General features: G+C 52.1%; 21 protein-coding genes. 15 read left to right on the plus strand and 6 right to left on the minus strand.

What is annotated here, in order from left to right; translation table 11 throughout:
* Positions 1–184 precede the first annotated feature (184 nt).
* The 9 genes from EBB_RS22245 (at position 185) to EBB_RS22285 (ending at position 8,947) form a co-directional block, all read left to right on the plus strand.
* Positions 185–1,777: a SulP family inorganic anion transporter gene (locus tag EBB_RS22245; protein ID WP_192395860.1), complete on the plus strand. Its 1,593-nt coding sequence runs from the start codon at positions 185–187 to the stop codon at positions 1,775–1,777.
* Positions 1,778–1,906: 129 nt separating this feature from the next.
* Positions 1,907–3,190, plus strand: coding sequence for a DUF2130 domain-containing protein (locus EBB_RS22250; RefSeq protein WP_192395861.1), 1,284 nt, complete (start codon positions 1,907–1,909; stop codon positions 3,188–3,190).
* Between the two features lie 189 nt (positions 3,191–3,379).
* Positions 3,380–4,654 (plus strand): AAA family ATPase, encoded by a 1,275-nt coding sequence (locus tag EBB_RS22255; protein WP_192395862.1) that lies wholly within the window; start codon positions 3,380–3,382, stop codon positions 4,652–4,654.
* A gap of 4 nt (positions 4,655–4,658) precedes the next feature.
* Positions 4,659–5,303 carry a DUF4276 family protein gene (locus tag EBB_RS22260; protein WP_192395863.1) on the plus strand — a complete coding sequence of 215 codons (645 nt, stop codon included), beginning with the start codon at positions 4,659–4,661 and terminating at the stop codon, positions 5,301–5,303.
* A 152-nt stretch (positions 5,304–5,455) separates the two neighbouring features.
* On the plus strand, positions 5,456–5,710 hold the full coding sequence (locus tag EBB_RS26220; RefSeq protein ID WP_225587714.1) for a transposase: 255 nt from the start codon (positions 5,456–5,458) through the stop codon (positions 5,708–5,710).
* Positions 5,711–5,865: 155 nt separating this feature from the next.
* Positions 5,866–6,177: a transposase gene (locus EBB_RS22270; RefSeq protein ID WP_192395864.1), complete on the plus strand. Its 312-nt coding sequence runs from the start codon at positions 5,866–5,868 to the stop codon at positions 6,175–6,177.
* An 11-nt stretch (positions 6,178–6,188) separates the two neighbouring features.
* Positions 6,189–6,821: an IS3 family transposase gene (locus EBB_RS22275; RefSeq protein ID WP_229427645.1), complete on the plus strand. Its 633-nt coding sequence runs from the start codon at positions 6,189–6,191 to the stop codon at positions 6,819–6,821.
* Positions 6,822–6,826: 5 nt separating this feature from the next.
* Positions 6,827–7,060 (plus strand): integrase core domain-containing protein, encoded by a 234-nt coding sequence (locus EBB_RS22280; RefSeq protein WP_306790035.1) that lies wholly within the window; start codon positions 6,827–6,829, stop codon positions 7,058–7,060.
* A gap of 333 nt (positions 7,061–7,393) precedes the next feature.
* The gene (locus tag EBB_RS22285; RefSeq protein ID WP_192395866.1) at positions 7,394–8,947 is read left to right on the plus strand and encodes a phytoene desaturase family protein; all 1,554 of its coding nucleotides are present in this window, start codon (positions 7,394–7,396) and stop codon (positions 8,945–8,947) included.
* 15 nt (positions 8,948–8,962) lie between these two features.
* Here the strand turns inward: EBB_RS22285 and EBB_RS22290 are convergent, their stop codons facing one another.
* Positions 8,963–10,162 (minus strand): cation:proton antiporter, encoded by a 1,200-nt coding sequence (locus tag EBB_RS22290; RefSeq protein WP_192395867.1) that lies wholly within the window; start codon positions 10,160–10,162, stop codon positions 8,963–8,965.
* A 124-nt stretch (positions 10,163–10,286) separates the two neighbouring features.
* Between EBB_RS22290 and EBB_RS22295 the strand changes: the two genes are divergently transcribed.
* On the plus strand, positions 10,287–11,567 hold the full coding sequence (locus EBB_RS22295) for an NAD(P)/FAD-dependent oxidoreductase (RefSeq protein WP_192395868.1): 1,281 nt from the start codon (positions 10,287–10,289) through the stop codon (positions 11,565–11,567).
* Positions 11,568–11,740: 173 nt separating this feature from the next.
* A complete protein-coding gene (locus tag EBB_RS22300; protein WP_192395869.1) occupies positions 11,741–12,070 on the plus strand; it encodes a hypothetical protein in 330 nt (109 codons plus the stop codon).
* Positions 12,071–12,212: 142 nt separating this feature from the next.
* Here EBB_RS22300 and EBB_RS22305 read toward each other — a convergent pair whose 3' ends face one another.
* From EBB_RS22305 to EBB_RS22320, 4 genes are all read right to left on the minus strand, one after another.
* Complete coding sequence (locus EBB_RS22305) at positions 12,213–16,433, minus strand: DEAD/DEAH box helicase (protein WP_192395870.1); 4,221 nt, start codon at positions 16,431–16,433, stop codon at positions 12,213–12,215.
* Positions 16,434–16,551: 118 nt separating this feature from the next.
* On the minus strand, positions 16,552–17,439 hold the full coding sequence (gene sucD, locus EBB_RS22310) for a succinate--CoA ligase subunit alpha (RefSeq protein WP_192395871.1): 888 nt from the start codon (positions 17,437–17,439) through the stop codon (positions 16,552–16,554).
* 25 nt (positions 17,440–17,464) lie between these two features.
* Positions 17,465–18,682, minus strand: coding sequence for a malate--CoA ligase subunit beta (locus tag EBB_RS22315; RefSeq protein WP_192395872.1), 1,218 nt, complete (start codon positions 18,680–18,682; stop codon positions 17,465–17,467).
* A gap of 146 nt (positions 18,683–18,828) precedes the next feature.
* Positions 18,829–19,782: an HpcH/HpaI aldolase/citrate lyase family protein gene (locus EBB_RS22320; protein WP_192395873.1), complete on the minus strand. Its 954-nt coding sequence runs from the start codon at positions 19,780–19,782 to the stop codon at positions 18,829–18,831.
* A gap of 207 nt (positions 19,783–19,989) precedes the next feature.
* Between EBB_RS22320 and EBB_RS22325 the strand changes: the two genes are divergently transcribed.
* The 4 genes from EBB_RS22325 to EBB_RS22340 all read left to right on the plus strand — a co-directional run bounded on the left by EBB_RS22325 (position 19,990) and on the right by EBB_RS22340 (position 24,047).
* A complete protein-coding gene (locus EBB_RS22325) occupies positions 19,990–21,156 on the plus strand; it encodes an aminotransferase class V-fold PLP-dependent enzyme (protein ID WP_192395874.1) in 1,167 nt (388 codons plus the stop codon).
* 337 nt (positions 21,157–21,493) lie between these two features.
* Positions 21,494–22,030 carry a hypothetical protein gene (locus tag EBB_RS22330; RefSeq protein ID WP_192395875.1) on the plus strand — a complete coding sequence of 179 codons (537 nt, stop codon included), beginning with the start codon at positions 21,494–21,496 and terminating at the stop codon, positions 22,028–22,030.
* Between the two features lie 137 nt (positions 22,031–22,167).
* Positions 22,168–23,019 (plus strand): hypothetical protein, encoded by an 852-nt coding sequence (locus EBB_RS22335; RefSeq protein ID WP_192395876.1) that lies wholly within the window; start codon positions 22,168–22,170, stop codon positions 23,017–23,019.
* 56 nt (positions 23,020–23,075) lie between these two features.
* A complete protein-coding gene (locus EBB_RS22340; RefSeq protein ID WP_192395877.1) occupies positions 23,076–24,047 on the plus strand; it encodes a 2-hydroxyacid dehydrogenase in 972 nt (323 codons plus the stop codon).
* Positions 24,048–24,170: 123 nt separating this feature from the next.
* On the opposite strand, the gene EBB_RS22345 is transcribed toward EBB_RS22340, so the two are convergent.
* Complete coding sequence (locus EBB_RS22345) at positions 24,171–25,280, minus strand: hypothetical protein (protein WP_192395878.1); 1,110 nt, start codon at positions 25,278–25,280, stop codon at positions 24,171–24,173.
* Positions 25,281–26,018: the final 738 nt, after the last annotated feature.

Raw genomic sequence — 26,018 nt, forward strand, 5'->3', positions numbered from 1 at the left:
CCTGCCACTGCGGCCTTCAATACCCGCTTAGCCATACCCGTAACAAAAAGCCGGAGCGGCATCCGCCCACAAACTTCATAACGTTCGGAAAAAACTGGTTATGATTGAATAAAAAACCTCAGCCAACCGGTTACCCGATTAACTGCGCGTATATCGGGCCACGCCCACCATACCTGGAGAATTCATGCAAAAACCCTCGCTAGCAAATCATTGGCGGCAAGACCTCACCGCCGGCTTTTTGGTATTCCTGATCGCCTTGCCCTTATGCCTGGGTATCGCCGTCGCCTCCGGCTTTCCACCGATGGCCGGCATCATTTCCGCCATCGTTGGCGGCTTGCTGGTATCGCGCATCGGCGGCGCGCAACTGACCATCACCGGCCCGGCCGCCGGCTTGATAGTGGTGATTCTGACCGCGGTGCAAACCCTCGGCGACGGCGATGCAATGGCCGGCTACCGCTACACTTTAGCGGCCATCGTCATCGCCGGCGCCTTGCAAACCGTGCTGGGTTACTTCAAAGCCGGCCGCTTGGCGGCATTTTTCCCCGCCTCGGTGGTACACGGCATGCTCGCGGCGATTGGCATTATCATCATCAGCAAACAATTACCGGTGATGGCCGGCGTGCAAAGCCAAGGTGCCAGCATCCTGTCCGGCATCGTGGCTTTGCCGCACAGCCTGATTTACTTTATGCCGCAAATCGGCTTGATCGCATTGGCAGGCATTGTGGTGCTGATCGGTTGGCCGCACATCCAGCAGCCTTTGCTGCGCAAGATTCCGGCGCCGATTATCGTCATCGCCTCCGGCATCCTGCTCGGCCATATGTTCCAGCTCGACCAATTACAGCCTGGCGAAGCGTTCATCGTTCCTAAAGATGTTTTGTTTGCATCGCACTTTCTGGTGACATTCCCGGACAGTCTGTTGACCAGTTTTTACTTGCCGGATTTCAGCAAACTGAGCACCTTGGCTTTTTGGGAAAGCGTGATTTCAATCTGTCTGGTGGGCAGCCTGGAAAGCCTGCTCAGCGCCGCCGCCGTCGATAAACTCGATCCGGAAAAACGCTACTCCGACTTAAACAAGGAATTGCGCGCGGTAGGTATCGGCAACGTAGTGTCCGGCATGATCGGCGGTTTACCGATGATTGCGGAAATCGTCCGCAGCTCGGCTAACATCGACGCCGGCGGCCGCAGCAGCTGGGCTAATTTCTTCCACGGTGGCTTCGTCTTGCTATTTGTGGTGCTGTTTCCGGACTTGATCTCGACGATACCCTTAGCCTCGTTGGCCGCGCTGCTGGTTTATACCGGCTATCGCTTGGCTTCGCCGCAAGCCTTTGCCAAAAGCATGGACTTGGGCAAGGAGCAGTTGGCTTTGTTCGTGATTACCATTTTCGCGATCCTGGCCAGCAATCTGTTGGTCGGCGTGCTGATCGGCATCGCCGCCAAATTGTTGCTGCACATCGGCCGTGGCGTACCCTTGGGCAACCTGCTGTCTATTTCATTTAAACTGCAAGCCAACGGACCAAACAGCTGGATTATTAAAGTCAGCGGTGCAGCTTTATTCTCCAACTTTCTGGCCTTAAAAAGCCAAGTCGCCGGCCTGGCCGACGGCCAAACCGTGATCTTCGATTTAAGCGCCACCGACTTGATCGACCACACCGTGATGGAGTTTATCGCCCATTACCGAGAAGACTATATCGCCCGCGGCGGCCGCTGCGAAATTCATGGGCTGGCCGACCTGGAATCCTTGGGAGACCATGCTTTAGCCGCTAGACAACGCAGATAAATATCGGCTTACACCCATCCATCAAACGCAGTAAATTCTCACCCGGCACGGATGCCGGGGTCAAAATGCCAAGAGCGTGTCTGGCGCCAATACCTGCGTATCCTGAATCTCTATATAAAGCCCCTTAACATGACCGAAGCCACCATCACCTGCCCGAATTGCAGCACGCAAGTACCGTTGACCGAATCGCTGGCCGCGCCGCTAATTGCCGCCACCCGCAAACAATTCGAACAACAGCTACAACAAAAAGACCAAGCCATCGCCTTGCGCGAACAAGGCATCAAAGATCAGGAAAAACAACTGACCGAAGCCAAGCGCGGCCTGGACGATCAAGTGGCACAACAAGTTGCCAAGCAACTGCAAGCCGAACGCCAGCGGGTGATCGAGGAAGAAACCCGCAAAGCCAAACAAGCGGCCGCCGCCGAACTGGAACACAAGAGCCGGGAGCTGGCCGAACTGAACGAAGTATTGAAAGTCCGCGACGCCAAACTCGCCGAAGCCCAACAAGCCCAAGCCGAACTGATCAAAAAACAGCGCGAACTGGACGACGCCAAGCGCGAGCTGGAACTGACCATCGAAAAACGCGTACAGACCAATCTGGCCGAAGTGCGCAACCAAGCCAAGCGTGAAGCCGAGGAAGGCCTGAAACTGCGGGTAATGGAAAAAGACCAAACCATCGCCTCCATGCAGCAAAAAATCGAAGAACTGAAACAAAAAGCCGAACAAGGCTCGCAGCAACTGCAAGGCGAAGTGCAAGAGCTGGAATTGGAAAACCTGCTGCGCGCCAAGTTTCCGTTCGACAACATCGAACCCGTTGCCAAGGGCGAATTCGGCGGCGACCTGTTGCAGCGCGTGGCCGGCGGCTCCGGGCAGTCAGCCGGCAGTATCCTCTGGGAAGCCAAACGCACCAAAAATTGGAGCGACGGCTGGCTGGTAAAACTGCGCGAAGATCAACGTAACGCCAAGGCCGACATCGCCGTGCTGGTCAGCCACGCCCTGCCCAAAGGCGTGGACAGCTTCGAAGTGATAGACGGCGTCTGGGTCACCGGCCCACGCGCCGCCCTGCCGGTCGCCACCGTGCTGCGCCATACCCTGCTGGAAGTCGGCATGGCCCGCCTCGCCGCCGAAGGCCAGCACGGCAAAACCGAGATGGTCTACCAATACCTGACCGGCCCGCGCTTCCGCCACCGCGTGGAAGCCATCGTCGAAGCCTTCTCCACCATGCAGGAAGACCTGGAAAAGGAACGCAAAGCCATCACCAAACAATGGGCTAAACGCGAGGCGCAAATCGAACGGGTGATGAACGCTACGGTCGGTATGTACGGTGATTTGCAGGGCATCGCCGGCAAGTCTTTGCAGGAAATTGAAGGTTTGGAAATGCGGGCGCTGGGGATGGATGATGAGTTGGAGTGAGCTGTCGACCCGACGGTCGATCTCGTCGATCTGGTTTCGTCTAGTTCCCAAGCTCCTGCAACGGAAATAGCTTATTATTTAGAATGCAACTGTATAGTCATTGATCTTTTAGCTTGCAACCAAGACTAAAACTAATTCGCCGAATCAATAATAGTAAATATTTTGACCGGTAAAACTGGAAGGAAAATAATGGCCAAAATCGAAGGTATTAGGGTAAAAAATTTTCGAGCTTTAAAAGATATTTCTCTTGGAAGGCTATGGAATCAGCAACAATCAGAACCGCTGACACCGATGACTGTAGTTATTGGTAAAAATGGTGTCGGCAAAAGTACTTTATTCGATGTATTCGGCTTTTTGGCCGACGCGCTTAAATTTGGCGTAGAAGAAGCCTGCGACTTACGGGGCCGGGGGGGCTTTGAAAAAATACGTTCTCAAGTACAAGCCGGAGCAATCGAATTTGAAATATATTACAAAGAGGATGGCAATGCTCGCCCTATAACCTACGAAATAGCTATTGATGCCGATAATTCAGGGCGTCCGTTTGTCCAAAAAGAACGCCTTCGCCAACGTCGTAAAAATCAAAGCTGGGGAAGGCCATTTTCATTTTTAATTTTGGCAAATGGCAAAGGCGTAGCTTGGAAAGGTGAATCTGAAGGTGTGGATGAAACCAATGCTGACAATGATTTGGATCGATGGCTTGAATCCTTTTATAAAGAAGAGAGTAAAGAAACCGAAGTTGTTGAACTTTCTGACAAAAGAAAATTAGGCATAGCTACTTTAGGCTCGCTAAAACAACATCCAAGAATTTCACTTTTTCGGCAATTTATAGAGGGTTGGTACCTTAGCTATTTTGAGCCAAATTCAGCTAGAAGCCTTCCTCTAGCCGGGCCGCAAAAACACTTGAACATCAAAGGTGACAATATCGGCAATGTTGTCCAATTCATGGAGAGAGAGCACAAAGATCGTTTTAAAAAAGTATTAGAACGTATTGCAAAAAAAATTCCAGGTGTCGATAAAATTGATACTGAAAAAACTGCCGATGGACGATTGCTTTTACGCTTCAATGACAAGGGCTTCCAAGATCCGTTTTATGCCCAACAAATGTCAGACGGCACCTTAAAAGTATTCGCATATCTACTTTTGCTGGAAGATCCCGTGCCGCCTCCATTTTTGTGTATTGAAGAACCGGAAAATGGCTTGTATCACAAATTATTGGAAACTCTAGCCAAAGAATTTAGGGAACATGCGACAGGCCGCAAAGGTGGATCCCAGGTTTTTATTACTACACATCAACCTTATCTTGTCGATGCGCTTGAACCTAATGAAGTTTGGATTCTGGAAAAATGCGCCGATGGTTTTTCGACAATTCGGAGAGCCAGCGATGACGAATTAGTAAAAAACATGGTCGAGGAGGGATTGCCACTTGGCGGACTTTGGTATAGCGATTATCTGGATGCCAGGTGATTCCATGCACTTCGAAATACTTGTGGAAGACCAATCTGGAAAAGTGACTTTAGATATTCTTATGCCTAAAATTATCGGCGACCAGCATACGTTCAATGTTAAACGTTACAAGGGAGTAGGTCGAATTCCCAAAAACATGAATACTGCTGTTGATGCGAGTAAACGCCAATTACTAGATAATTTACCCAGGTTATTAGGTGGTTATGGAAAATCATGGCCGCATGGATATGGGGCCGTTATTGTTGTTTGTGATCTAGATAATAAATGCCTGAAGACCTTTCGAGAAGAACTTATGAGGGTGCTGAGTTCATGTAATCCTCGCCCAGAAACCCGTTTTTGTATCGCAATTGAAGAAGGTGAAGCCTGGTTTCTTGGCGATATTCCGGCCATAAAACAAGCCTATCCAAAAGCCAAAGAGGCCTTACTGAATGCTTATGTCAGCGACTCAATTTGCGGCACTTGGGAACGTCTTGCTGATGCAGTCTATAGAGGCGGCTCGCAACAACTTTCCAGTTTAGGGTGGCAAGTGGTAGGCACTGAAAAATCGGCGTGGGCTGAAAATATTTCACCTCACATGGACTTGAATAATAACTTGTCGCCCAGTTTCAATTATTTTCTGAAAAAGCTACAAGATTTGGCAAACTCTTAAAGTAGCTTTAATTGGGAGGGGTAGCACCATTTGCGACCTCCCAAGCTCCAGCTTCAGTTCCGCCCGACCCGTAGCCGTTAGCGAGTCCTGCAATACCCCACCTGACCGCAACGATCAATCAGTGGCTGCCGCTGTTTACGCGCCCTGCGACGGTGAATATCGTGCTGGATTCCTGGCGGTTTTTACAGCGCGACAGCGGGTTTCAACTATACGGTTATGTGATCCTGGAAAACCACTTGCATCTGATCGCCGCTTCGCCGGATTTGAGCCGGGATGTGCAGCGGTTTAAGGCTTATACCGCCAAGCAAATCATCGGTCATTTGCAGCAAAGCGGTTCGACGCGGGTGCTGGAAATATTGGCGTTGTTGAAGCGGCCGCATAAGACTGAGAGTGACTACCAGGTTTGAGAGGAAGGTAGCCATCCGCTGCTGATCGAATCCGAAGCGGTGATGCGGCAGAAGCTGGATTATATTCACCTTAATCCGGTCAAGCGTGGTTTGAAATGGTCTAATAACCCCGGACACTTCTAAAGGCAGAATTTATACTGCTAGCAGAGGTGACCATGAGTAACGAGAAAAAACACAATCGACCCAAATACAGCCTGGAATTCAAACAAGATGCCAGACTGGTTCTTGAAAAAGGCTACAGTCAACAGCAAGCGGCCGATCATCTGGGCATATCGCAAAGCGCCCTGGGACGCTGGGTACGAGCGGAACGCAAACCCGCGGCCAACGCATCGGCGGTAAAAAAGTCTTGCCTGAATCTGTCGGAGCACGACGAATTGATCCGGTTACGCAAGGAAAATGAACAGTTGCGAATGGAGCGCGAAATCTTAAAAAAGGCCGCCGTCTTCTTTGCGAAAGAAACCGAATAAAGTACGCGTTTATTCGAGAGCAACAGAAGACGTATCCAGTGATCGTGCTGTGTCGAGTGATGCAGGTGAGCACCAGTGCTTATTATGCGTGGTGTAACAATCCACTAAACGACGATAAAAAACATCAAGATCAACAAATTGCCGAAAACGTGAAGCAGATTTTTACCGATAACAAGCAGTGCTTTGGTTCGCGTCGTTTAGCGGATCGGTTGCAGAAACAAGGTTTTGCCGTTGGCCGCTTTAAAACGCGGCGGATCATGCGAGATTTAAAGTTGAAGGTTCGCTATCCCAAACGATTTAAAGTGACCACGGATAGCAACCACAGCGAGGCCATATCCCCCAATCGGTTGGATCGCCAATTCAAGGTCGCTCAGCCCAATCAAGTGTGGACCACGGATATTACCTATGTCTGGACGTTACAGGGCTGGCTGTATGTCGCGGTCGTGATCGATCTATTTTCCCGCCGAGTGGTGGGCTGGGCCATTGATAACCATATGCGGACCTCGCTCTGTGTCCAGGCGTTGCAAATGGCCTTCTACCCACAGGGCACAAGTGGCGCCGTAAACCGCCGCCTGGTTTGCTGCATCACTCGGATCGTGGCAGCCAGTATGCCAGTCGGGAATATCGGCAACATCTGGCGGTGATGAAGATGGAGCAGAGCATGAGCCGGAAAGGCAATTGTTGGGATAATTCACCGACGGAACGCTTTTTTCGTAGCTTGAAGCATGAACAGCTCAACTACGAAAAATTCAAAACCCAAGAGGCGGCAAAACTGAGCGTGATCGATTATTTGGCTTTTTACAATGGCCGTCGATCGCACTCAACATTGGGCTATCAATCCCCGATCGAATTCGAGCGGGAATTTACGACAAACGCTGCCTAAACAGGTGTCCGGTTTTTGTTGACCATTACAGTTATGTGGATTTGCCTGAGCATTGGCGCTATTCCAGCGCACGGAATTACGCCGGAATGGAGGGCTTGATCGAGGTGGTTAAAGACTGGTGAGGACTTGGGAAGCTGGAGCTTCCGAGGGCTGGGTTCCCAAGCTGGAGCTTGGGAACCAGAGCCTAATGGGACGAACCGCCTGTACCCGACACGCGACGCTGAGTAACAATTGCTTCCCCCGCGCCATTGCCTCGATACAAAACCTACCACTTGTTTTCCATTAAGTTTATTCCTAAGCTAGCCGGCTATTTATCTCCATAGAAGACAGCCAATGCGCGGCATACACACGGAATCGAAAAAAGAAGTTTATGACGTCGTCGTCATTGGCGCGGGGATTGGTGGCCTTAGTACCGGCGCATTGCTGACGAAAACCGGTAAGTCGGTGTTGCTGGTGGAAAGGCACGACAGGCCGGGCGGTTATGCCCATGGCTTCAAGCGCCGCCACTTTCATTTCGATGCCGGCGTGCATCTGGTCAGCGGTTGCAGCCCGGAAGGTTACGGCAACGGCAGCACTATGAATAAGATTTGCCGGGCGGTAGGCATCGATCCGCAGAGCTTGTTCATCCCCGTCCCCTCTTACGCCCGCGCGGTTTTTCCGGATTTCGAAATCCCCTTGCGGGCCGGCGAAGCAGCGTTCGTAGCAGGCTTAACCGAAAATTTTCCGGCAGAAAAAGAAGGTTTGTTGGCACTAATCCGCCTGTGCAAAGTCCTGGCGGAAGAAGCCATGCTGGCCGAGGAAGTGTTATCCCAAAGTAAGGCAACGCGGGTTTCCCCCATGCAAATGCTCGGCAATTTGTTCCGCTACCGCCGCACCACCTTGGCCGAGGCATTGGACGAGTTTTTAGTGGATGCCCGCCTGAAAAGCGCTTGCGCGATGCTCTGGCCTTACTTGGGTTTACCGCCCTCGCAACTGTCTTTCCTGTATTGGGCTTCGATGATGGCCGGATACACCTACGAAGGCGGCTATTACTGCCGGGGCAGTTTCCAGAATTACGCCAATCAACTGGCGGCCGCTATCGAAAACCAAGGTGGCGAAGTCTTGCTGAATGCCAGCGTGCGGCGGATTTGCGTCGAAGCCGGTAAGGCCTGCGGCATTGTTTTGGAAAACGGCCAGGTAATCCGGGCCGAAACGGTGGTGTCCAATATCGACATCCAGCAAACTGCCGAATTGCTAATTGGCCAGGAACATTTGCCGAGCGGCTATTGCGAAGGCTTGGCAAAGCTGTCGGCGTCCTTGTCGATTTTCGCCTGCTATATCGCCACCGACCTGCCCCTCTCCGAGCAAGACCACGCCCATGAAGGGTTTTTCTTTGAATCGTTCGACCACGAAGCCAGTTATGTCTGCAGCCAATCCGGCCAGAGCAATTGGTTTTCGGCCACCCTACCCTCCTTTGCCGATTCATCTTTGGCACCACCCGGACAAAGCATCATGATGCTGACCACCTTGTGTCCGTTTGACGTCGGTGAATCCTGGCGCATGGCCAAAAGCGGCTTTCAGCAACGTTTGCTGGAAAAAGCCGAACGGCATTTTCCCGGCCTGAACGACCATTTGTTGGTCGTGGAGTCCGGCTCACCGCGCACCCTGGAACGCTATACCCTGAATCGCCACGGCTCCGCCTATGGTTTTGCGCCTACCCCGGATCAGATTGGCCCGAATCGGCCCAGCGTGGTCGGCGCCCTGCCCGGCTTGTTTCACACCGGCCATTGGACTCGGCCTGGCGGCGGTGTGGCCGGTGTCAGCGTTTCGGCTTTACTCGCCGCGCAAGCGGTACTGGGCATCGCGAAGCAAGAAGATTTTTGGAAGACTTTAGGGCTGGCCGACTAAGGACGTCTGACCTAATTATTCTACGCGCGAGACAAGCGCCTGCATCCGCGCCAACTTTGGCGATACCACCGGAACAGTCAGCATGGTACTGAGGACGGCCATCAATAACAGCGCGGTAAAAGTTTCACTGCTAATGATTTGCTTATCCAGCAACACATTGGCAAAGATAATCATGATCAAAGCTTTGGTTTGCAGCAGCCAGCCAATCAACGAAGCCTCGCCGCGTTGCCATTTCAAGATTTTTCCGGCCAGATGCATACCCAGCAATTTGCCGAACACCGACACCAACAGCAATAGGCCGGCAACGACAAACACCGCCGCGCCGCCCATGGCCCAATTGGTTTTCAAGCCGGTGCTCAGGAAAAACACTGGCATCAGCGTCAGCAACAGATGATGGCGCAACAGATCCATCTGGGTTTGATTGAACCAGTGACCATCCAGTATAGCGCCGGCCAAAAATGCCCCCACCATAAAATGCAAGCCGGCCCAGTCCGCGGTAAAGCCCGTCGCCGCCAGAGCGATGATGCCGACATACCAGCGGTCACGCTCCGGCAGCCAGGCCATCAGTTTGCGAATACCGTAAGCGCTGATCGCAAACCCCAACAGAAAAGCGCCCTGCCGGCCTACCCGCTCCCAATCCAACAGAATCAAAGCCAGCACTGCCCAAATTGCAATATCGTCCATGCTGGCGTAACGTAAGATGCGCTGGCCAATAGGCTGCCGGAGCACTGCCAATTTTTCCATCAGCAAAATCAAGATCGGCAGCGCCGTTACCGCGCAAGACATGCCCATCCCCAGGACGAATTGCCAAGGCATGGCCTTGGCACCCATCCAGCCCGGAAATAGCAGCATCCCCAAAGCCGCAACACACCCCAAACCCAAGGGCACACCCAAGGCCAAGCCCGCCGTGATACTGGTTTCCAGCCTGTGTTGCCAGGCTTGACGCAAATCCAACTCAATGCCGGCCACCCAGACAAACAGCATCACCGACCACCAGGCGATACCGTTCAGTGCCTGTATGACCTGCGTGTTGAAAACAAAAGCATAATAATCGGGAAATACGCTGCCCAAGATGCCCGGCCCCAACAAAATCCCGGTGATGATTTGCACCACCACCAAGGGCGCGAAATAATCGGTCCGGCCGATTCGCCAAATCAGATAGGGCAAGCTGTAGATGATGGTCAGGGCGATCAGAAATATTTCAGTCGTGTTCATATGCCAATCGTTTGGAGTCAGTCGCATAAGGCGGGTATTATGGCAAATTTACCGCCGATGAACCGATGCGCGTCATTGCGTAGTTCATTGGCTTGAACAAGATTAAATCCACCATCAAAACAGCATGTCACAATCTGAACGTTTCGATGCCGCCGTCATCGGCGGCGGTCCGGCCGGCACCAGCGCGGCGATCATCTTGGCCAAAGCCGGCAAACGCGTGGTGTTGTTCGAGCGCTCGCGCTTTCCACGCTTTCAAATTGGCGAATCCTTGTTGCCGGCTTGCTGGGAACTTTGGCGGCGGCTGGGCGTGACGGAAAAAATCGAAGCCGAAGGTTTTACCGTCAAGCAAGGCGCAAACTTCGGCATGTTCAATCAAAAACCCGATGTGTTGCTGCTGACAGCGGAATATCCGGGGTATTTTGAACGGCCGTATACCTATCACGTGGAGCGCGCGCGCTTTGATGAAATTCTGCTGGAGCATGCGGCGGAATGCGGGGTTGAGGTGCGGCGGGAGTGGTCGGTGGCGGACGTATTATTCGATGGCCAACAAGCGATTGGCGTGAGCGCCGGCCCGAATGACTCTGACCCCACACCTATTCATTCATCAGTGGTCATTGACGCCTCAGGCCGCGAGTCGTTAATCGCCCGCAAGCTAAACTGGCGGCGGCCTTTGCCCGAATTGAACAAAATCGCCCATTTCGCCCACTTCAAAGGCGGCTTTCGCCGCGACCCGCACGACTTTATCAATTTCGGCGAAGTGATGGACGGCTCGGTAACCACCGACATCCACACCATTGATGGCGGCTGGGTTTGGTACATTCCATTACGAGACAATATCACCAGCGTCGGCGCGGTGTTGGATACCCGCTTTGCGAAAAGCCTGGGCGATTCGCCGCAACAACGCTTCGAGGCTGCCATCCAAAGCTGCGAGTGCGTGAACGAGTGGCTAACAGGCGCGGAGCAAGCCATGGACATCAAAACCATTTCATCTATTGGCTATATGAACGAACGTTTTCACGGCGACGGCTTTATGCTGGTGGGCGATGCCTCGATGTTCGTCGATCCGGTATTTTCCGCCGGGGTGACGCTGGCGATGCGCAGCGGGGTTTACGCTGCCGACGCCGTGCTGGAGGGCTTTGCCAACGGCGACGATTTCAGTGCGGAGCGCTTCAGTCATTACGAAGCCCGCATCCGCGAACCGATGGGGCGGATTTTTCAAATGATTTATAACTGGTACCGAATCCTGGAACAAAAAGACGCCAACAACATCATCCTGCGTTCCCGGCAAAGCCCCATGCTGCGCGAGCGCTTTATTGTCCTGCTTTCCGGTGGTTACGACATGGTCAGTATGAAACAAATCCTGGAGGCCGGCCAGGAACCGAGTTCTACGTATTTGATTTCTTGAACTTGATTGGAGTCTAAGTCAGCCAATTATTAGACGCCCAAATATCCAAAGCTTACTACGATCCAGCTGGCTAGCCACGCGACGTTAAGGCGAGCTTAATATTGCCGGCTAAAATGACTTCGCCAGCGGTTTAAAAACGTTGGCAACCTAATAACGACATTACCGAGGCACACATGAATAACATCAACAGATTTTTACTATCGGGCGCGTTGCTGGCATTTTTTGGCTTGGCGCAACCTTGCTTCGCCGGCATCGAAACCCCGCGCATCGACCAGCGCCAGGAAAATCAGGAAAGACGAATCGAGCAGGGCGAGGCTTCCGGCGCCTTGACCAACCGCGAAGCCAACCGTTTGGAACACCAACAAATGCGCATAGAGCGTCAAGAAGCAGCCGCGAAAGCCGACGGCGTGGTCACCGCCGGAGAACGAGCCAGACTGACCCATCAACAAAACAAAGCCAGCCGCAATATTGCCCGCAAGAAGCATAATTTAAGACGGGATTAAAACCCAGCGCAATTCAGCCCGGTTCGGCGTTCCCGCGAATGCGGGAGCGCAGTAAAATCAAAAGCTTGGGTCTCCGTATTCGCGGCGTATTTTAAAATGACATGGTTTAAAAAAATCCCCGAGTAGCCGGATCGTTGCCTGTTTAAGTTTCGCCTTTCATCAAGTTCAGCAGTTCATCAGCCGACACTTTGCCGCTAATATCAGCGCCATCCAGCAAGCTGTCGGCCAAATCGCGTTTATGGCTGTGCAATGCGACGATTTTTTCCTCTATGGTATTTTTGGCGATCATCCGGTAAATCGTCACCGGCCGTTGTTGGCCCATGCGATGCGCCCGGTCCGAGGCCTGGTCTTCCACGGCCGGATTCCACCACGGGTCCATATGAATCACATAATCGGCGGCGGTCAGATTTAAACCCACGCCACCGGCCTTCAAACTGATCAAAAACAATTCGCCCTCGCCGCGCTGAAACGCGTCTACCCGTTGCTGGCGCTCTTTGGCTGGCGTACTGCCGTCCAGATATTGATAACGAATGCCGCGCTGCTCGATATAGTTTTTAATCAATTGCAAATGGTCGACAAACTGGCTGAACACCAGGGCCTTGTGTTTGTTATCCAGCAATTCGTCGACGATGTCGCCAAACGCCGCCAGCTTGCTGCTGGGCAAAGCCACTGCCGCATTCGCCAGCAAGGTGTTGCAGCAACTGCGGCGCAATTTGCTGATGGCCGCCAGAATCTGTAATTGTTTTTGCCCGGCAGGTGCATCGGCGCTAGTCAATGCCGCCAGACTGTCCCGGCGCAAGGCTTCGTAGAAGGCCATTTCCTCGCTGCTCAGCTCGACATAAATCGGGATTTCGGTGCGGGGTGGCAGCTCCTGCAATACCTGGGTTTTGGTGCGGCGCAGAATAAACGGCTGGATCAGTTTCTTCAGTTGAAAACGGGCCTCGGCGCTGCGGTCACGTTCGATAGGGCCGGCAAAGCGTTGATTGAATTGTTCCAACGAGCCCAATAAACCGGGATTGATGAACCTGAACAAATTCCACAGTTCTCCCAGATGGTTTTCCAAGGGCGTGCCGGTCATGATCAGTTTAAACTCGGCTTGCAGATTCATCGCCCCCTGCGAGCGGCGAGTAGCAATGTTTTTAATCCATTGCGCTTCGTCGAGAATCACGGTCTGGAATTGGATTTTCGCTAACATCTCGGCGACTTGTTCCTGTTGCAGCAAGCCGTAACTGCAAATCAGTAAATCGTAAGGCCCCAGGTTATCCAGCAAGCGCTGGCGATCACCGCTACCGAGAATTTGCGGATGCAGGGTCGGCGCAAAACGGCTGGCTTCGTTTTCCCAGTTCATGCACACCGAAGTCGGTGCGACGATCAGGCTGGGGCCGTTCGGTGCGCGGTCAACCAGCAGGGCCAAACCTTGCACGGTCTTGCCCAAGCCCATATCATCCGCCAGACACGCGCCAACGCCCCAGCGAGCCAGACGCGCCAACCAGCGATAGCCATCCATTTGATAGTCGCGCAACTCGGCTTGAAAAGTAGACGGCACTTTAGGCTGATAGTCTCGCGACTCTTGCAGGCGCTGCATGTGTGCTTGCCAATGTTTATCGGCTTTGAAACCGGCGTCGTCCTGCCAGTCTTCCAGAGTCAGGGCAGCCAACGGATTGATCCGGACTTTCTTGCCGTGCAGATCCGCGTAGGCGCGTAAATCGTCGAGGCGGCGGCGAAACTCTTCGGTCAAAGCAATGAACTGACCGTCCTGCAATTTCAAGAAGCGGCCTTCACGGTTGTTCAATAAACCCAGTAATTGCTGGATTTCGATGACGGTATCTTCATTGACCTGCAACTCGCCTTGCAAGGCAAACCAATCGTTGTCGCGCTTGATTTGCATGCTAAAGCCGCTGCCGTTGGTTTGCCCCAACAACCGAAATCGGACGCCTTCCGGCCATTCCAATACGGCTTGTTCGGCCGGCAACGCCTGTAATTGCAACAGTAGTTCCAGACATTGTTCCGGCTGATCCAGCAAATAATCGCCGGCGCCATCGCGTTCCGCCTGCTCCAACACATCGCAGGCCTGCAAAACAGCTTGCGCACGCTGTTTTTCCAAAGCCAAGTCGCGTTTGGCCTGGCAATGGCGTCCGTCGATTTCGGCCAACACGCTTTCGCCACCATGCCCAGGTTGATAATAGGCGCCACCGCTGGCGAACGGCCGGATCAGCATCGCCACGCGCAGGCCTTCGCCCCAGGGTAATAAATGCACGCGCGGGGTGGCGTCGGCCTGGACTTGCTCGGCGCTGCTGGAACTGCCGCCGATATCCGAATGCACGGTCAACAAGCCGGAAATACTGGTCAGAGTTTGCAAAACCCGGTCTTGCGCCGACACCGGCACTTCCAGGCCCTTGCTGCCCAATACCGCAAAAATTTTATGATGGTCGCCGGTGAACTCTAGCACACGCAAGCGCGTGGGCGTTTCCTTGGCGACATAGAATTTTTGTTCATGTCCGGGCACGGGTTCCAGGCTGATTTTGATCTTGTCGCTACCTTCCAGCTTTTTCACTCGCAGTTCGGCTTCGCCCTTGACCACATCCACCCGCACTTCGGACGCATCGGCCCAAAACAATAAAGGGTGACCCAGCAGGGCCTGCGGCATGCTGTTGTCGAACTCAAAATAAGTGCCGCTGCCGTACCAGCCGCTATCGCGGTATTCCTTGATATGCGCGCACAGCTTAATGTCCTGTTCGGTTAAATAGTCAAACTTGTTGGTTTCGTGCGCCAACCGTTTCAAGGCAATCGCCCTACCCTTACTCCAGCCGCCTTTGGCTTGTTGTTTTTGTTCGCGCGGCTCTATGTCCAGATGATGGCTAATATCGTCGTAACTCAGCAACCAGACCAAGCGCGTAGGCTTGTCGATAGGCCCGGCGGTGTCGGCTTTTTTTTCGGCCTTGGGCAAGTTTAGTAACGCGTCCAATGCCAAGTCCCAATCGGGGCGGCTGGCGAACAAATCAGCCAACGCCGGCCGGCCATCGAAAAAGCTGCAATCCCATTGCAGAGAACGCGGCGGCTCTATATGGGTAAAGATCTTGGCCAATTCCGCAGCCGGCCAACGATAGCCGTTGTCCAGCAGATGCCGGTACAGCTTTTGACTAAGGGGAGTGACATGATTGAATTGATCGGCTTTAACCCAAAATTTGATCAGGGTTAAAAACACATGCAGCAGTAATGGCGGGGTGAGCAAGGTGTCCGGGTAGCCGCTTTCCCGATAGCCGCTACTGATTTTATAGGTCAAATCGGTGTTTAACAGTTGCTCCCGCAACGACAAGTCGCCTTGTAAAAAACGCTGGAACAAGGCCAACTGATGATAAATACCCAACCAATAATTGTCGGCTTTAATAGCTTGATTAATTAGTGTGCTGAGTTTTGCGCGTTGTTTGGCGTCATTATTTTTCAGGATAGCCAGCGGGTAAAACACCCCTGCCAAGCCATAAAAATAGGCAGTGCGTTGTCCGGAAACCTTGCGCAGCTGTGCCAAAGCGCCTTCGAATCGGTGGACCGCTGCCGCGTAATCGCCGCGCAGAAAAATCGATGTCGCAGCAAGCGCTTGCAGCTCCGGATCATTTTGATCCGCCACCCGTTGCTCGACTGCGTCCCAGTCACCTCGCAGCAAGCGTAATTCCAAAGCGACGCGGTTCAACAATTCTTGCTGCACACCCTGGCTAACAAACAATAACTGCTGTAAAAAATCATCCAATTTTTCGTCGGCATACAGATACAGCAGTTGATGTAAGCCCGAAAACCCGGCCAGCCCGAGCAATAACTGCGGATGATGCGTAGTAAACCACGCGACATCCAAGGGGTTTAAAAACCACGACAGATAAAGTTCGTTAACCGGTGGCAGTTTGCCCAAATAGTGGGCGCCGGATTCCAGACATTCGTCTACTCTGGCGTAATCGCCGCGATAAAACTGGATGCGCGCTTCGCGGATGCAATCGTCCAAGGTGCTATAGCGATAGTAGCCATGGCCGGGCGGATTGTTCATTTGTACGGCGCCGGCGAATAAATCAAACTCTTTGTCTTCGACCGCTTGCCGCGTCAGCACTTCCGCCAGGGTTCGACAGCACCGGGTGCCACCGGATTTGAGGTTTTCTTCCAGCAAGCCGGCTTTGATCAGCGGCTTTAACCGGGCTTTGACAGCTTCCGACTTAAGCGTTTTCTCGCCTTCCCTGATACCCAAACTGCCCAGGCATTTAGCTAAATTGACCAGCGAACTATAGCCGTAATAAACCGCCAGCAACTTCATAATAACCTGTTGCTCTGGGGTTAATGTTCGATAAGTTTTAAGGCGTTCGACTAAACGAGAAGATTGCATGATTCCGGCAAAACGGCAAAAGAGGGGATGTTACCAGCTTGACAGGGCAAGCTAAAGAATCTCAACTCAACAGGCACAAAAAAGCCCGCCGAAGCGGGCTTTTTTTAGAGCGGATGGCTTACAGCCCTGCCAATACCTTGGCCACGGTTTCGCCCATGGCCGCAGGTGTTGGGGCGATAATCACGCCCAACTCTTTCAGCATTTCAACTTTCTCCGCCGCCGACTCGCCAACCGAAGAAATAATCGCGCCGGCATGACCCATGCGGCGGCCTTTGGGCGCGGTCAAACCGGCGATGTAGGCCACCACGGGTTTAGTCATATGTTCTTTGGCAAACATACCGGCTTCCACTTCTTGCGGTCCGCCAATTTCGCCGATCATGACCACGACTTTGGTCTCCGGGTCTTGCTCGAACTTTTCCAGAATGTCGCGGTGCGAGCTGCCGTTGATCGGGTCGCCGCCGATACCAACCGATGTCGATACGCCTATCCCTAAGGCTTTCATTTGATCGGCCGCTTCGTAACCCAAGGTGCCGGAACGGCCGACGATGCCGACATTGCCGGGTATGTAGATATGCCCCGGCATGATACCCAGCATGGATTTGCCTGGACTGATGGTGCCGGCGCAGTTAGGGCCGGTCAACACCATGCGTTTTTCCTTGGGAAATTTGCTCAGGAAGATTTTGACTTTCATCATGTCCTGAGTCGGGATACCGTCGGTAATCGACACGCAGTATTTGATGCCGGCTTCGGCGGCTTCCATGATCGAGTCGGCGGCATAAGCCGGCGGCACGAACACGATGCTGGCTTCGGCGCCGGCTTGTTCGACAGCATCCTTGACGGTATTGAATACCGGCCGGTCCAGATGTTTTTGTCCGCCCTTACCCGGAGTAACGCCGCCAACCACGTTAGAGCCGTAGTCGATCATCTCCTGGGCGTGAAAGGTACCGATCTTGCCGGTGAAACCTTGGACGATGATACGAGTGTTTTGATCGATAAAAATTGCCATGTTTGTTCCTTAACCTTTGCGCGCCTTACAGGGATGTAACAGTGTCGCGTGAAGCAGGAGGCTGGTAGCGACCGGCTACGACTTTGTTACGGGCTTCGACCGCTTTCTCGGCGGCTTCCGCCAAGGTATTTGCCGTGATGATGGGCAAACCGCTTTCCTCGATGATTCTGCGGCCTTCCTCGACGTTGGTACCCGACAGGCGCACGACCAGCGGCACCTGCATGTCGATTTTCTTCACCGCATGCACCACACCCTCGGCAATCCAGTCGCAACGGTTGATACCGGCAAAAATGTTGACCAACATGGCTTTGACGTTTTTATCCTGCAATACCATCCGGAAGGCTTTTTCGGTACGTTCGGCCGACGCACCGCCGCCGACGTCCAGGAAGTTGGCCGGCTCGCCGCCCGCCAGTTTAATCATGTCCATGGTGGCCATCGCCAAGCCGGCACCATTGATCATACAACCGATGTCGCCGTCCAGACCGACGTAGCTCAAGCCACGGTCAGCGGCCGCCATTTCGCGGGGGTCTTCTTGCGTTTTGTCGCGCAATTCGGAGATTTTTTGGCGGCGGAACAAGGCGTTGTCGTCAAAGCCCATTTTGGCGTCGAGCGCGATCAATTCATCATGGCCGGTGATCACCAAAGGATTAATTTCGACCATATTGGCGTCCAGCTCACGCATGGCGCGGTAGCAGCCTTGAATTAGTTTCACGGCTTGTGGAATCAGGTCGGCATGCAAACCCAAGGCAAAACCCATTTCACGCGCTTGAAAATCCTGCAAACCAACGGCCGGTTCGATATAGATCTTTTTAATCGCATCCGGATTGTTTTCCGCCAGTTCCTCGATCTCCATGCCGCCTTGCGCGGAACCGACCATGACGATGCGTTCCTGAGCGCGATCGATCAGCAGGCTGAAATACAATTCCTTGGCGATGTCGGTGCCGGCCTCCACATATAGCCGCAAGCATTGTTTGCCAGCCGGACCGGTTTGGTGAGTCACCAGTTTTTTACCCAACAAGGATTCGGCAGCGTCGCTGACTTCGTCGTGGGTCTTGCAAACTTTGATACCGCCGGCTTTGCCGCGGGCGCCGGAATGAATTTGGGCCTTAACCACCCAAACGTGGCCACCGATTTCGCGGGCGCGCTGCACCGCATCTTCCGGGCTGTAGGCCAGACCGCCATCCGCTATTTTCACGCCATAATCGGCCAATAGCTGTTTTGCTTGGTACTCATGAATGTCCATGCATGTCTCTCTTAAATTAAAAAATGTAGCTTGGGTTTACCCGCAGGGCATAAAAGCGAAGCCTAACCCAAGATTGCAAGCCGTCGTATTGGGTTACGCCTGTCGGCTTTTACGCCCTAGGGTGAACCCAAACTACATAATTGAAATTATTTGGTTTTAGCGGCAATCGCTTCAGCGGCACGGACGATATTATTCGCCATGCGCTCGGAAGCGGCATCGATCAAACGACCATCCAGCGCGGCCGCGCCTTTACCTTGCGCGGCGGCTTCTTGCAAGGCCGCCAGGATGCGCTTGGCTTTTTCGACTTCCGCCGCTGGGGGGGTGAAGACTTCGTTAGCCAACGCAATTTGTGAGGGATGAATCGCCCATTTACCTTCGCAACCCAAAGCAGCCGCACGGCGGGCACCGGCTTTGTAGCCTTCCGGGTCTTTGATGTCGCCGAATGGGCCGTCGATAGGACGCAGGCCATAGGCGCGGCAGGCTACCGTCATCCGGCTGATCGCCGCATGCCATTGGTCGCCGGGATAATCAGGATTTAAGCCACCAATATTCACGGTGCGAGCCCGGTTGCTGGCGGCATAATCAGCAACGCCGAAATGCAGGGCTTCCACGCGGCCGCCAATAGCGCCTTGCTTGGCGATGTCTTCGACGTTGGCCATGCCCAGAGCGGTTTCAATCAGACATTCGATGCCGATTTTGTTTTTCAGCCCTTCCTGCATTTCCAGCTGGGTCAGCATGGCATCAACCATATACACGTCGCCGTAGACGCCGACTTTAGGAATCAGCAGCGTGTCAATTTTTGCGCCAGCTTGTTCGACCAAGTCAACCACATCGCGCACCATGTACTGGGTATCCAGACCGTTGATACGCACAGACAGGGTTATGCCGTTACCTTTCCAGTCCAGATCGTTAATGGCCTGGATCACGTTTTTCCGCGCTTGCAATTTGTCATCCGGCGCAACGGCGTCTTCCAGATCGAGAAACACAAAGTCCACACCGCTTTTCAGGGCTTTTTCGAACATTTCCGGACTGGAGCCCGGGACCGCCAATTCGCAACGTTGCACGCGTTGGGCATTGGCTTCGTAAAGAGTGTGACTCATGTATGTTTCCTACGGTTGGTTGGCCGGCTAAAAAACCGCGCCGTGTATGGATTAAAGAACGTGACATTTTACTTTCAGGGCCTGCAATGTCAATTGCGCTTGTCAGCTTCGATGCAGGTTTGCGCCAGTAAACGACTTGCCGAATCACGGCTTCTGTGGCAACATCCGGCGATTTTCTAAGCTTCCAAAATTCCAAGGAGACACCAGATGGCAGGTCGCAATCACCTATTTGTTCCAGGGCCAACCAATACCCCACATGAAATTCTGAGCGCGATGCATGTGCCGATGGAAGATCACCGTTCGCCGATTTTTCCTAAATTGCTGGCTCCAATTCTGGAAGACCTGAAAAAAGTGTTCCGCACCGAAACCGGCCAATGCTTTGTGTTCCCAGCCACCGGTACCGCCGGCTGGGAAGTGGCGATGACCAACTGCCTGAACCAAGGCGACAAAGTGTTGATTTACCGCTTTGGCCAATTCGGCCACTTGTGGGCGGAAGCTTCAAAAAAACTGGGTTTTGACGTGGAAATCCACCAAGTCGAATGGGGCAAAGGCATTCCTTTGGATCATTTGCAGGCGCGTCTTAACGAAGATAAAAACCACGAAATCAAAGCCATACTCGCGACACATAACGAGACTTCTACTGGCGTCACCAGTGATATTCCTGGCGTACGTAAAGCATTGGACGCAGCAAGCCACCCGGCATTTTTGTTCGTCGACGGCGTCAGCTCAATCGGCAGCCTGGATTTTCGTCAAGATGAATGGGGTGTGGATGCCAGCATTGCCGGCTCACAAAAAGGCTTTATGTTGCCTGCTGGCTTGGCGATTTTGGGTTTCAGCCAAAAAGCCTTGGCCGCTGTCGATAACAGCAACTTCCCGCGTTCTTTCTTCTCATTGAAAGACATGGCAGCCTCCAATAAAGACGGCTACACCCCATATACCCCTTCCACCCCAATGCTGTACGGCTTGCGCAAAGCCTTGGAATTGTTGTTGGAAGAAGGCATGGAGAATGTTTACGCCCGCCACCATCGCCTGGGCGAAGGCGTGCGCCGCGCGGTTGCAGCCTGGGGCTTGCAAACTTGCGCGCAAGCAGGCTGGGATTCCGATACCGTCACCGCCATCGTGGTGCCGGCCGACAAAGATGCCCGCCAAGTCATCAGCACCGCGTACAACAAATACAACATCTCGCTGGGCGCTGGCTTGAGCGAAGTTGCCGGCAAAGTGTTCCGCATCGGCCACGTTGGCGATATGAACGATGTTTCCTTGTTGGGTGCGATTGCCGGTGTGGAAATGGCTATGCTGGATCATGGCTTTGACATCAAAGCCGGTAGCGGCGTAGCTGCAGCCATCGAGTATTACCGCTCTACGGCGAAATAACACCCCCTAGATTTGACGGGTGGCCTGCTAACAGGCAACCCGTCATTCGATCAGCAAGTTCCCCCTAAGCCCTAGTCCTTATCACATCCCAAAACAGGCTGATATACCGCTTTCCTGTACTTTAGAACACGAGACAAGCAGCCTTGTTTTGTGCACTAAGCACCAAAAGCAACCATCTTTTGCACCATTCCACATCAAAAACACCTGATTTTTTACACCAAAAATAACGACAAATATCAGTAAATAGTTAAAATAAAAGCTTTTTTAAAAAAAGGCATTGCTATTGCTTAATATTTTTATGAGTTATCTTCTGACTCCAAAGCCAAAGGAGAAAATCATGAGACACCGCCTATTACTGTTAGCAGCACTGATCGCTCCTGCTCATGCGGAACTTCATGAACACGAGCCACCTGAAATCCACCGCCAAACATTGCTAAACAATGCCACTCAGATTAGCTTGGCAGCAAGTCCCGACCTGTTAGCACCAGGCCTGTGCTGGCTACCCAGCAGTTTAACCGGCAACCATAGCGCCAACGAGATCAACACTTGCGTTATGGAAGCCATTTACGCATCAGGATTAAATCGAGAAAACACCAGCGAAGCTCGCGAGATTGGAGCAGTGAACTGGTCCGTGATGAACTATCCCGCCATCAGTAGCGGCGCTTGGTCATTTATCCCCGACATTGGTTACCAGTTCCTACTGGAAAAAACCGCGGACTTTCAACCCGGCCAGCAATCCGTTACAGCGGATAGCGAAAAGTCCTTATCAGCAATGCCCCTCGCCACGTTAACCTGGTTTGTATTGGGTTGCATGCTGGGTTCCTTAGCGATGCTGCGTAGAAATCAAGAAAAGCTGGCAATCGTCACCGATTAAATTTTTACCGGACGTTTGCACTGTGAATTTCAATTCTTTATAGTCGCCCCGCCGGTGCTTTATTCAGCACCGGCATTTTCAGGGGCTAGTCCACTATCTCCCGATCATTAGACGACAAAGCGTTGGGAGATGTACGCATGGCAAAATCCTTATATCAACTGTTAAACATACCCGAGTCCGCCAACGACCAGCAAATCCATCGCGCTTTCAAGGATATTGAACGGCATTGCTCACAGCGCGAATACGATTCCGCGATTGAGACGCTGAACCGAGCGAGAGAAGCATTTGTGATCCTGTCCGATAGTAATCGGCGCATCGCCTATGATCGAAAATTAGCAGCCAGCCGCTTACCACCGCAGGACCTATCGCCACCCGCCGCTATTAACAGCCACCCCGCATCACAATGGTTGCAACGAGTAGCGATTGCCGCCTTGTTGCTATTTCCAATTGGCTCTTGGCTTTATCACAATCATCAGCAAATCAAACAACAAGCCGAACTAGAGCGCATCCAAAATGACAAGTCTATTGCTGCCGCCGAGTTGTTAAACAGCCAGCAAGAGCGGGCGTTACGCGAAAATCAACAGATTAGCGCTCAATACCAAAATGAACAGGCAGCCAAGCGCGCGGAAATGGAATTAAGGCTCAGGCAACAGCAGTTGGATGATGCCAGAATGCTGACCGAGCAACAGCTGCAAAACCAAGCTCGCGGCCTGGATTTAATGGAAAAACGTCTGAACACAGACGCGCGCGCACAAGAACAAAACATCGCCGAACGCCAAGCCGAACTGCAATACCAAAAACCAGCCATGGCGATGGCCTTACAAGAGCAAAAAGACCAACATCTGGCCCTGCAGCGGCAAAGATCCCTGAAGCAACACGATGAAAACATAGCCAGCATCAATAGTCTGCGGGCGGCACGTTTAAAAGCCTACGACCGTGATCACGGCAATGGCGGCATAAGCACCTCAAACCCGGCCGTCGATCCTTAATCGCTCGCAACCGATTCCAAACTGAAAGTACCTGAAGTTTTACGATAGGAAATCCAATGAACAAACCCAAAGTCCTGCTGAGCCGCCGGTGGCCGGCAAGTGTTGAAGCCAAATTACAAGCGCTTTACGACGTCACATTGAATATCGACGACCATCCCTTGAGCGCTGACGAATTTAGGTTAGCTTTACAAAATTACGATGCGGTGTGCCCCAGCGTTTGCGATTCCCTACCGGCCGAGGTGCTGAATGCCGCGAACAAGCGCTGCAAAATTCTGGGAAACTTTGGCGTGGGTTATAACCATATCGATATTGCCGCCGCCAGACAGCAAGGCCTAATCGTCACCAATACGCCCGGCGTGTTGACGCAAAGCACCGCCGATATTGCGATGACTTTGTTACTGATGTCGGCGCGGCGCGGCGCCGAGGGCGATAGGCTGGTGCGCGCCGGTGCGTGGACCGGCTGGTGCCCGACCCATATGATGAGCAGCGACGTGACCGGCGCCACGCTCGGATTAGTCGGATTCGGCCGCATCGCCCAAGCCATGGCGCGCAAAGCGCATCACGGCTTTGGCATGAAAATCTTGTATCTCAAGCCCAGTCCGGCCGACCCCGCCGTCGTTGACGAACTAAAGGCGGAGCGTTGCGACAGCCTGGAAGAACTATTACCGCAATGCGATTACGTGTCGCTACATTGTCCGGGCGGCAACGAAACCCGGCATTTAATCAATGAAAAAACCTTGAATTTAATGAAACCCACCGCACATTTAGTTAATACCGCGCGCGGCGATGTGGTGGACAGCAAGGCCTTGATCAAAGCCTTGCAAGAAAAACGCATTGCCGGCGCCGGCCTGGATGTTTACGAAGGCGAGCCCAACATAGATCCGGGCTTTTTGACGCTGGAAAACGCCGCGCTCCTCCCCCACTTGGGCAGCGCCACGATTGCAACGCGCACCGCGATGGGGGAGAAGGTGGTGGCGAATCTTAAGGCTTATTTCTCAGGAAAAGATATACCGGATCGTGTTGCTTAAAATCAGAGTACTTAGTCTTGTGAGGTAAAGGTATATCCCCGGCAAAGCCCCGGGGGGTATGTTGTGAACTGCTTAAAGCGGTGCTCACAGGTATGTTTCAAACCTCGTAAGCATATGAAACCATCAAATCACACTCAATTTTAGGCTGGTGCCATCATTGTCAAAATGCCATTGCCGACCTGTTGGTAGTTGAGGCAAAATCAGGTTGGCTTGGTTAAAATCATCCGTGCCAATGCCGTTAGCGGTGATTATGGTGAAACTGTTGCCTATATTAGGCATAAAGCCATTTTTCAGGCTGATGGCGATTTTGGCGCCACCAACAATGTAAGCCTCGCCGTTAACGTGCAGCTTGCTGTTATTGTTCAAGCCACCAATTACAAAGTTCAGTGTACCGTCACCGAATACTGAATAACCCATTTCAGGGGTTAGCGTCAATTCACCGAAAGGTGATGTGGAATTGCCGGGCGATATACTAAAACTGGCGTTCCATAATTGTTCAGGAAACTTTAATATCGTACCTGTTCCGGTCAGAATTCCTCCCTGGAAGTCAAGTAAACGTGATCCGAAAGTGCCGTTTACCTTAGTTTCGCCTTCAAATTGCTTGTAGCTGCCAGATTTGGTGGATATGAAATTGCATGTACTGCCCTGAGCAATCTCAAAATATCCTCGGTTTTCTATTTCAGGCGCCTCAGAACCCTGCGATTGGCATAGATTTACTCCATTATTGCGGTCTATTATGAATTTGCCGGTAACCTTATTATCAATTTTGCCCCAGAATATATATGTCCAAGGCATATAGTCCTTTGCTGGGCGAAATTGTCCACCAATTGTTTGAGGATCTAAGGCGATATTTTCACCTACAGCGTTAGTTATAGCAATGGTGCCGGAGTTTTCGATCAGCGCTTGGGTTCCTTGTTTGTAACAATCAAAATATCCGCCGATAGCAATATATCCCTTGGCATAGTTGACCAATTTTTTCCCTGAACAAGTGATTTTTGACGGCAAAAAAATACTTCCATAGTTTTCTAGTAATACAGGCAAATAATCATCAGTTTCACCAAGTACTAGTCCACGATTTATTATATTATCAAAGCCCGGGCTTGATAAACCCGTTATGGTTTGATTGACTTCAATAGTATACGGTGATGCAAAAGCTTGACTACCGGACAATATTAAATTCGCAACTATTAGCGTTGATTTTATATTGTCATTTAAATGTTTTGATTTTTTCATTAAATTTTCCTTATTTACTGATTACGCTCAGCTCTTGATGGGGGATGCATAGCTATAACTAAATATTCATCCCCTTCCAGTGGCGATTTAAAGGCTTGTGAAACTTAGGTATTGTTGGGCTTCGCAACGAAACTTTTTTCTTTGCTACAAACTTGATAAATGGATATAACGCAGATACAACTGGTCAGCAGAAGTTTGCCACTAAGTTGCCGCAATATTCAGGCCCATTCCGTTATAAGTTATTGGCTGTGCAAATTTGCTTCCTTCAAGCACACTTAGAGAGATTTGCCATCCAAATGCAAGACAAAATCATCAACTTTAGGTGTGGGTAATACCCCAAAATGCGGCAAATGCCTTAGAGATAGAAATGGTTATTAGCGGGTTAGATACTCAATTCCAAGTCAACAAAATTCCATCGTTTTTTACTCAGCGATGATCGGTGCCGGAGTGACTTAAAAACCGTGTGTTATTGAATGGCTGATCGTGTTTTAACATGCCGTGAAATCGCATGCAGTGATTTACGCATCATAGCGCAGGCGACTTGTAACGGTTTCCTGCAATTGTCGACCAAGTGCTGGAAATAAGCTTTGATATGGGGATCATCTTATTTGGCACTCAGAGTCGGCATATACAATGCCGAACCAATATGCCTGTTACCCACTTTGGATGGCGGCATTTTCTTATGCATACTTTTGCCCGGTTCAAAGGCCTTGGGATCTAGCTCGGCAAACTGACCCA

Origin of the sequence: Methylomonas fluvii (assembly GCF_014850975.1) — a bacterium.
Lineage (GTDB): Bacteria > Pseudomonadota > Gammaproteobacteria > Methylococcales > Methylomonadaceae > Methylomonas > Methylomonas fluvii.

What these genes read in the sequence shown, in the direction of transcription:
- EBB_RS22245 (WP_192395860.1), top strand. Translation starts at nt 185, where the DNA reads ATGCAAAAACCCTCGCTAGCAAATCATTGGCGGCAAGACCTCACCGCC.
- EBB_RS22250 (WP_192395861.1), top strand. Translation starts at nt 1,907, where the DNA reads ATGACCGAAGCCACCATCACCTGCCCGAATTGCAGCACGCAAGTACCG.
- EBB_RS22255 (WP_192395862.1), top strand. Translation starts at nt 3,380, where the DNA reads ATGGCCAAAATCGAAGGTATTAGGGTAAAAAATTTTCGAGCTTTAAAA.
- EBB_RS22260 (WP_192395863.1), top strand. Translation starts at nt 4,659, where the DNA reads ATGCACTTCGAAATACTTGTGGAAGACCAATCTGGAAAAGTGACTTTA.
- EBB_RS22270 (WP_192395864.1), top strand. Translation starts at nt 5,866, where the DNA reads ATGAGTAACGAGAAAAAACACAATCGACCCAAATACAGCCTGGAATTC.
- EBB_RS22280 (WP_306790035.1), top strand. Translation starts at nt 6,827, where the DNA reads ATGGAGCAGAGCATGAGCCGGAAAGGCAATTGTTGGGATAATTCACCG.
- EBB_RS22285 (WP_192395866.1), top strand. Translation starts at nt 7,394, where the DNA reads ATGCGCGGCATACACACGGAATCGAAAAAAGAAGTTTATGACGTCGTC.
- EBB_RS22290 (WP_192395867.1), bottom strand. Translation starts at nt 10,162, where the DNA reads ATGAACACGACTGAAATATTTCTGATCGCCCTGACCATCATCTACAGC.
- EBB_RS22295 (WP_192395868.1), top strand. Translation starts at nt 10,287, where the DNA reads ATGTCACAATCTGAACGTTTCGATGCCGCCGTCATCGGCGGCGGTCCG.
- EBB_RS22300 (WP_192395869.1), top strand. Translation starts at nt 11,741, where the DNA reads ATGAATAACATCAACAGATTTTTACTATCGGGCGCGTTGCTGGCATTT.
- EBB_RS22305 (WP_192395870.1), bottom strand. Translation starts at nt 16,433, where the DNA reads ATGCAATCTTCTCGTTTAGTCGAACGCCTTAAAACTTATCGAACATTA.
- sucD (WP_192395871.1), bottom strand. Translation starts at nt 17,439, where the DNA reads ATGGCAATTTTTATCGATCAAAACACTCGTATCATCGTCCAAGGTTTC.
- EBB_RS22315 (WP_192395872.1), bottom strand. Translation starts at nt 18,682, where the DNA reads ATGGACATTCATGAGTACCAAGCAAAACAGCTATTGGCCGATTATGGC.
- EBB_RS22320 (WP_192395873.1), bottom strand. Translation starts at nt 19,782, where the DNA reads ATGAGTCACACTCTTTACGAAGCCAATGCCCAACGCGTGCAACGTTGC.
- EBB_RS22325 (WP_192395874.1), top strand. Translation starts at nt 19,990, where the DNA reads ATGGCAGGTCGCAATCACCTATTTGTTCCAGGGCCAACCAATACCCCA.
- EBB_RS22330 (WP_192395875.1), top strand. Translation starts at nt 21,494, where the DNA reads ATGAGACACCGCCTATTACTGTTAGCAGCACTGATCGCTCCTGCTCAT.
- EBB_RS22335 (WP_192395876.1), top strand. Translation starts at nt 22,168, where the DNA reads ATGGCAAAATCCTTATATCAACTGTTAAACATACCCGAGTCCGCCAAC.
- EBB_RS22340 (WP_192395877.1), top strand. Translation starts at nt 23,076, where the DNA reads ATGAACAAACCCAAAGTCCTGCTGAGCCGCCGGTGGCCGGCAAGTGTT.
- EBB_RS22345 (WP_192395878.1), bottom strand. Translation starts at nt 25,280, where the DNA reads ATGAAAAAATCAAAACATTTAAATGACAATATAAAATCAACGCTAATA.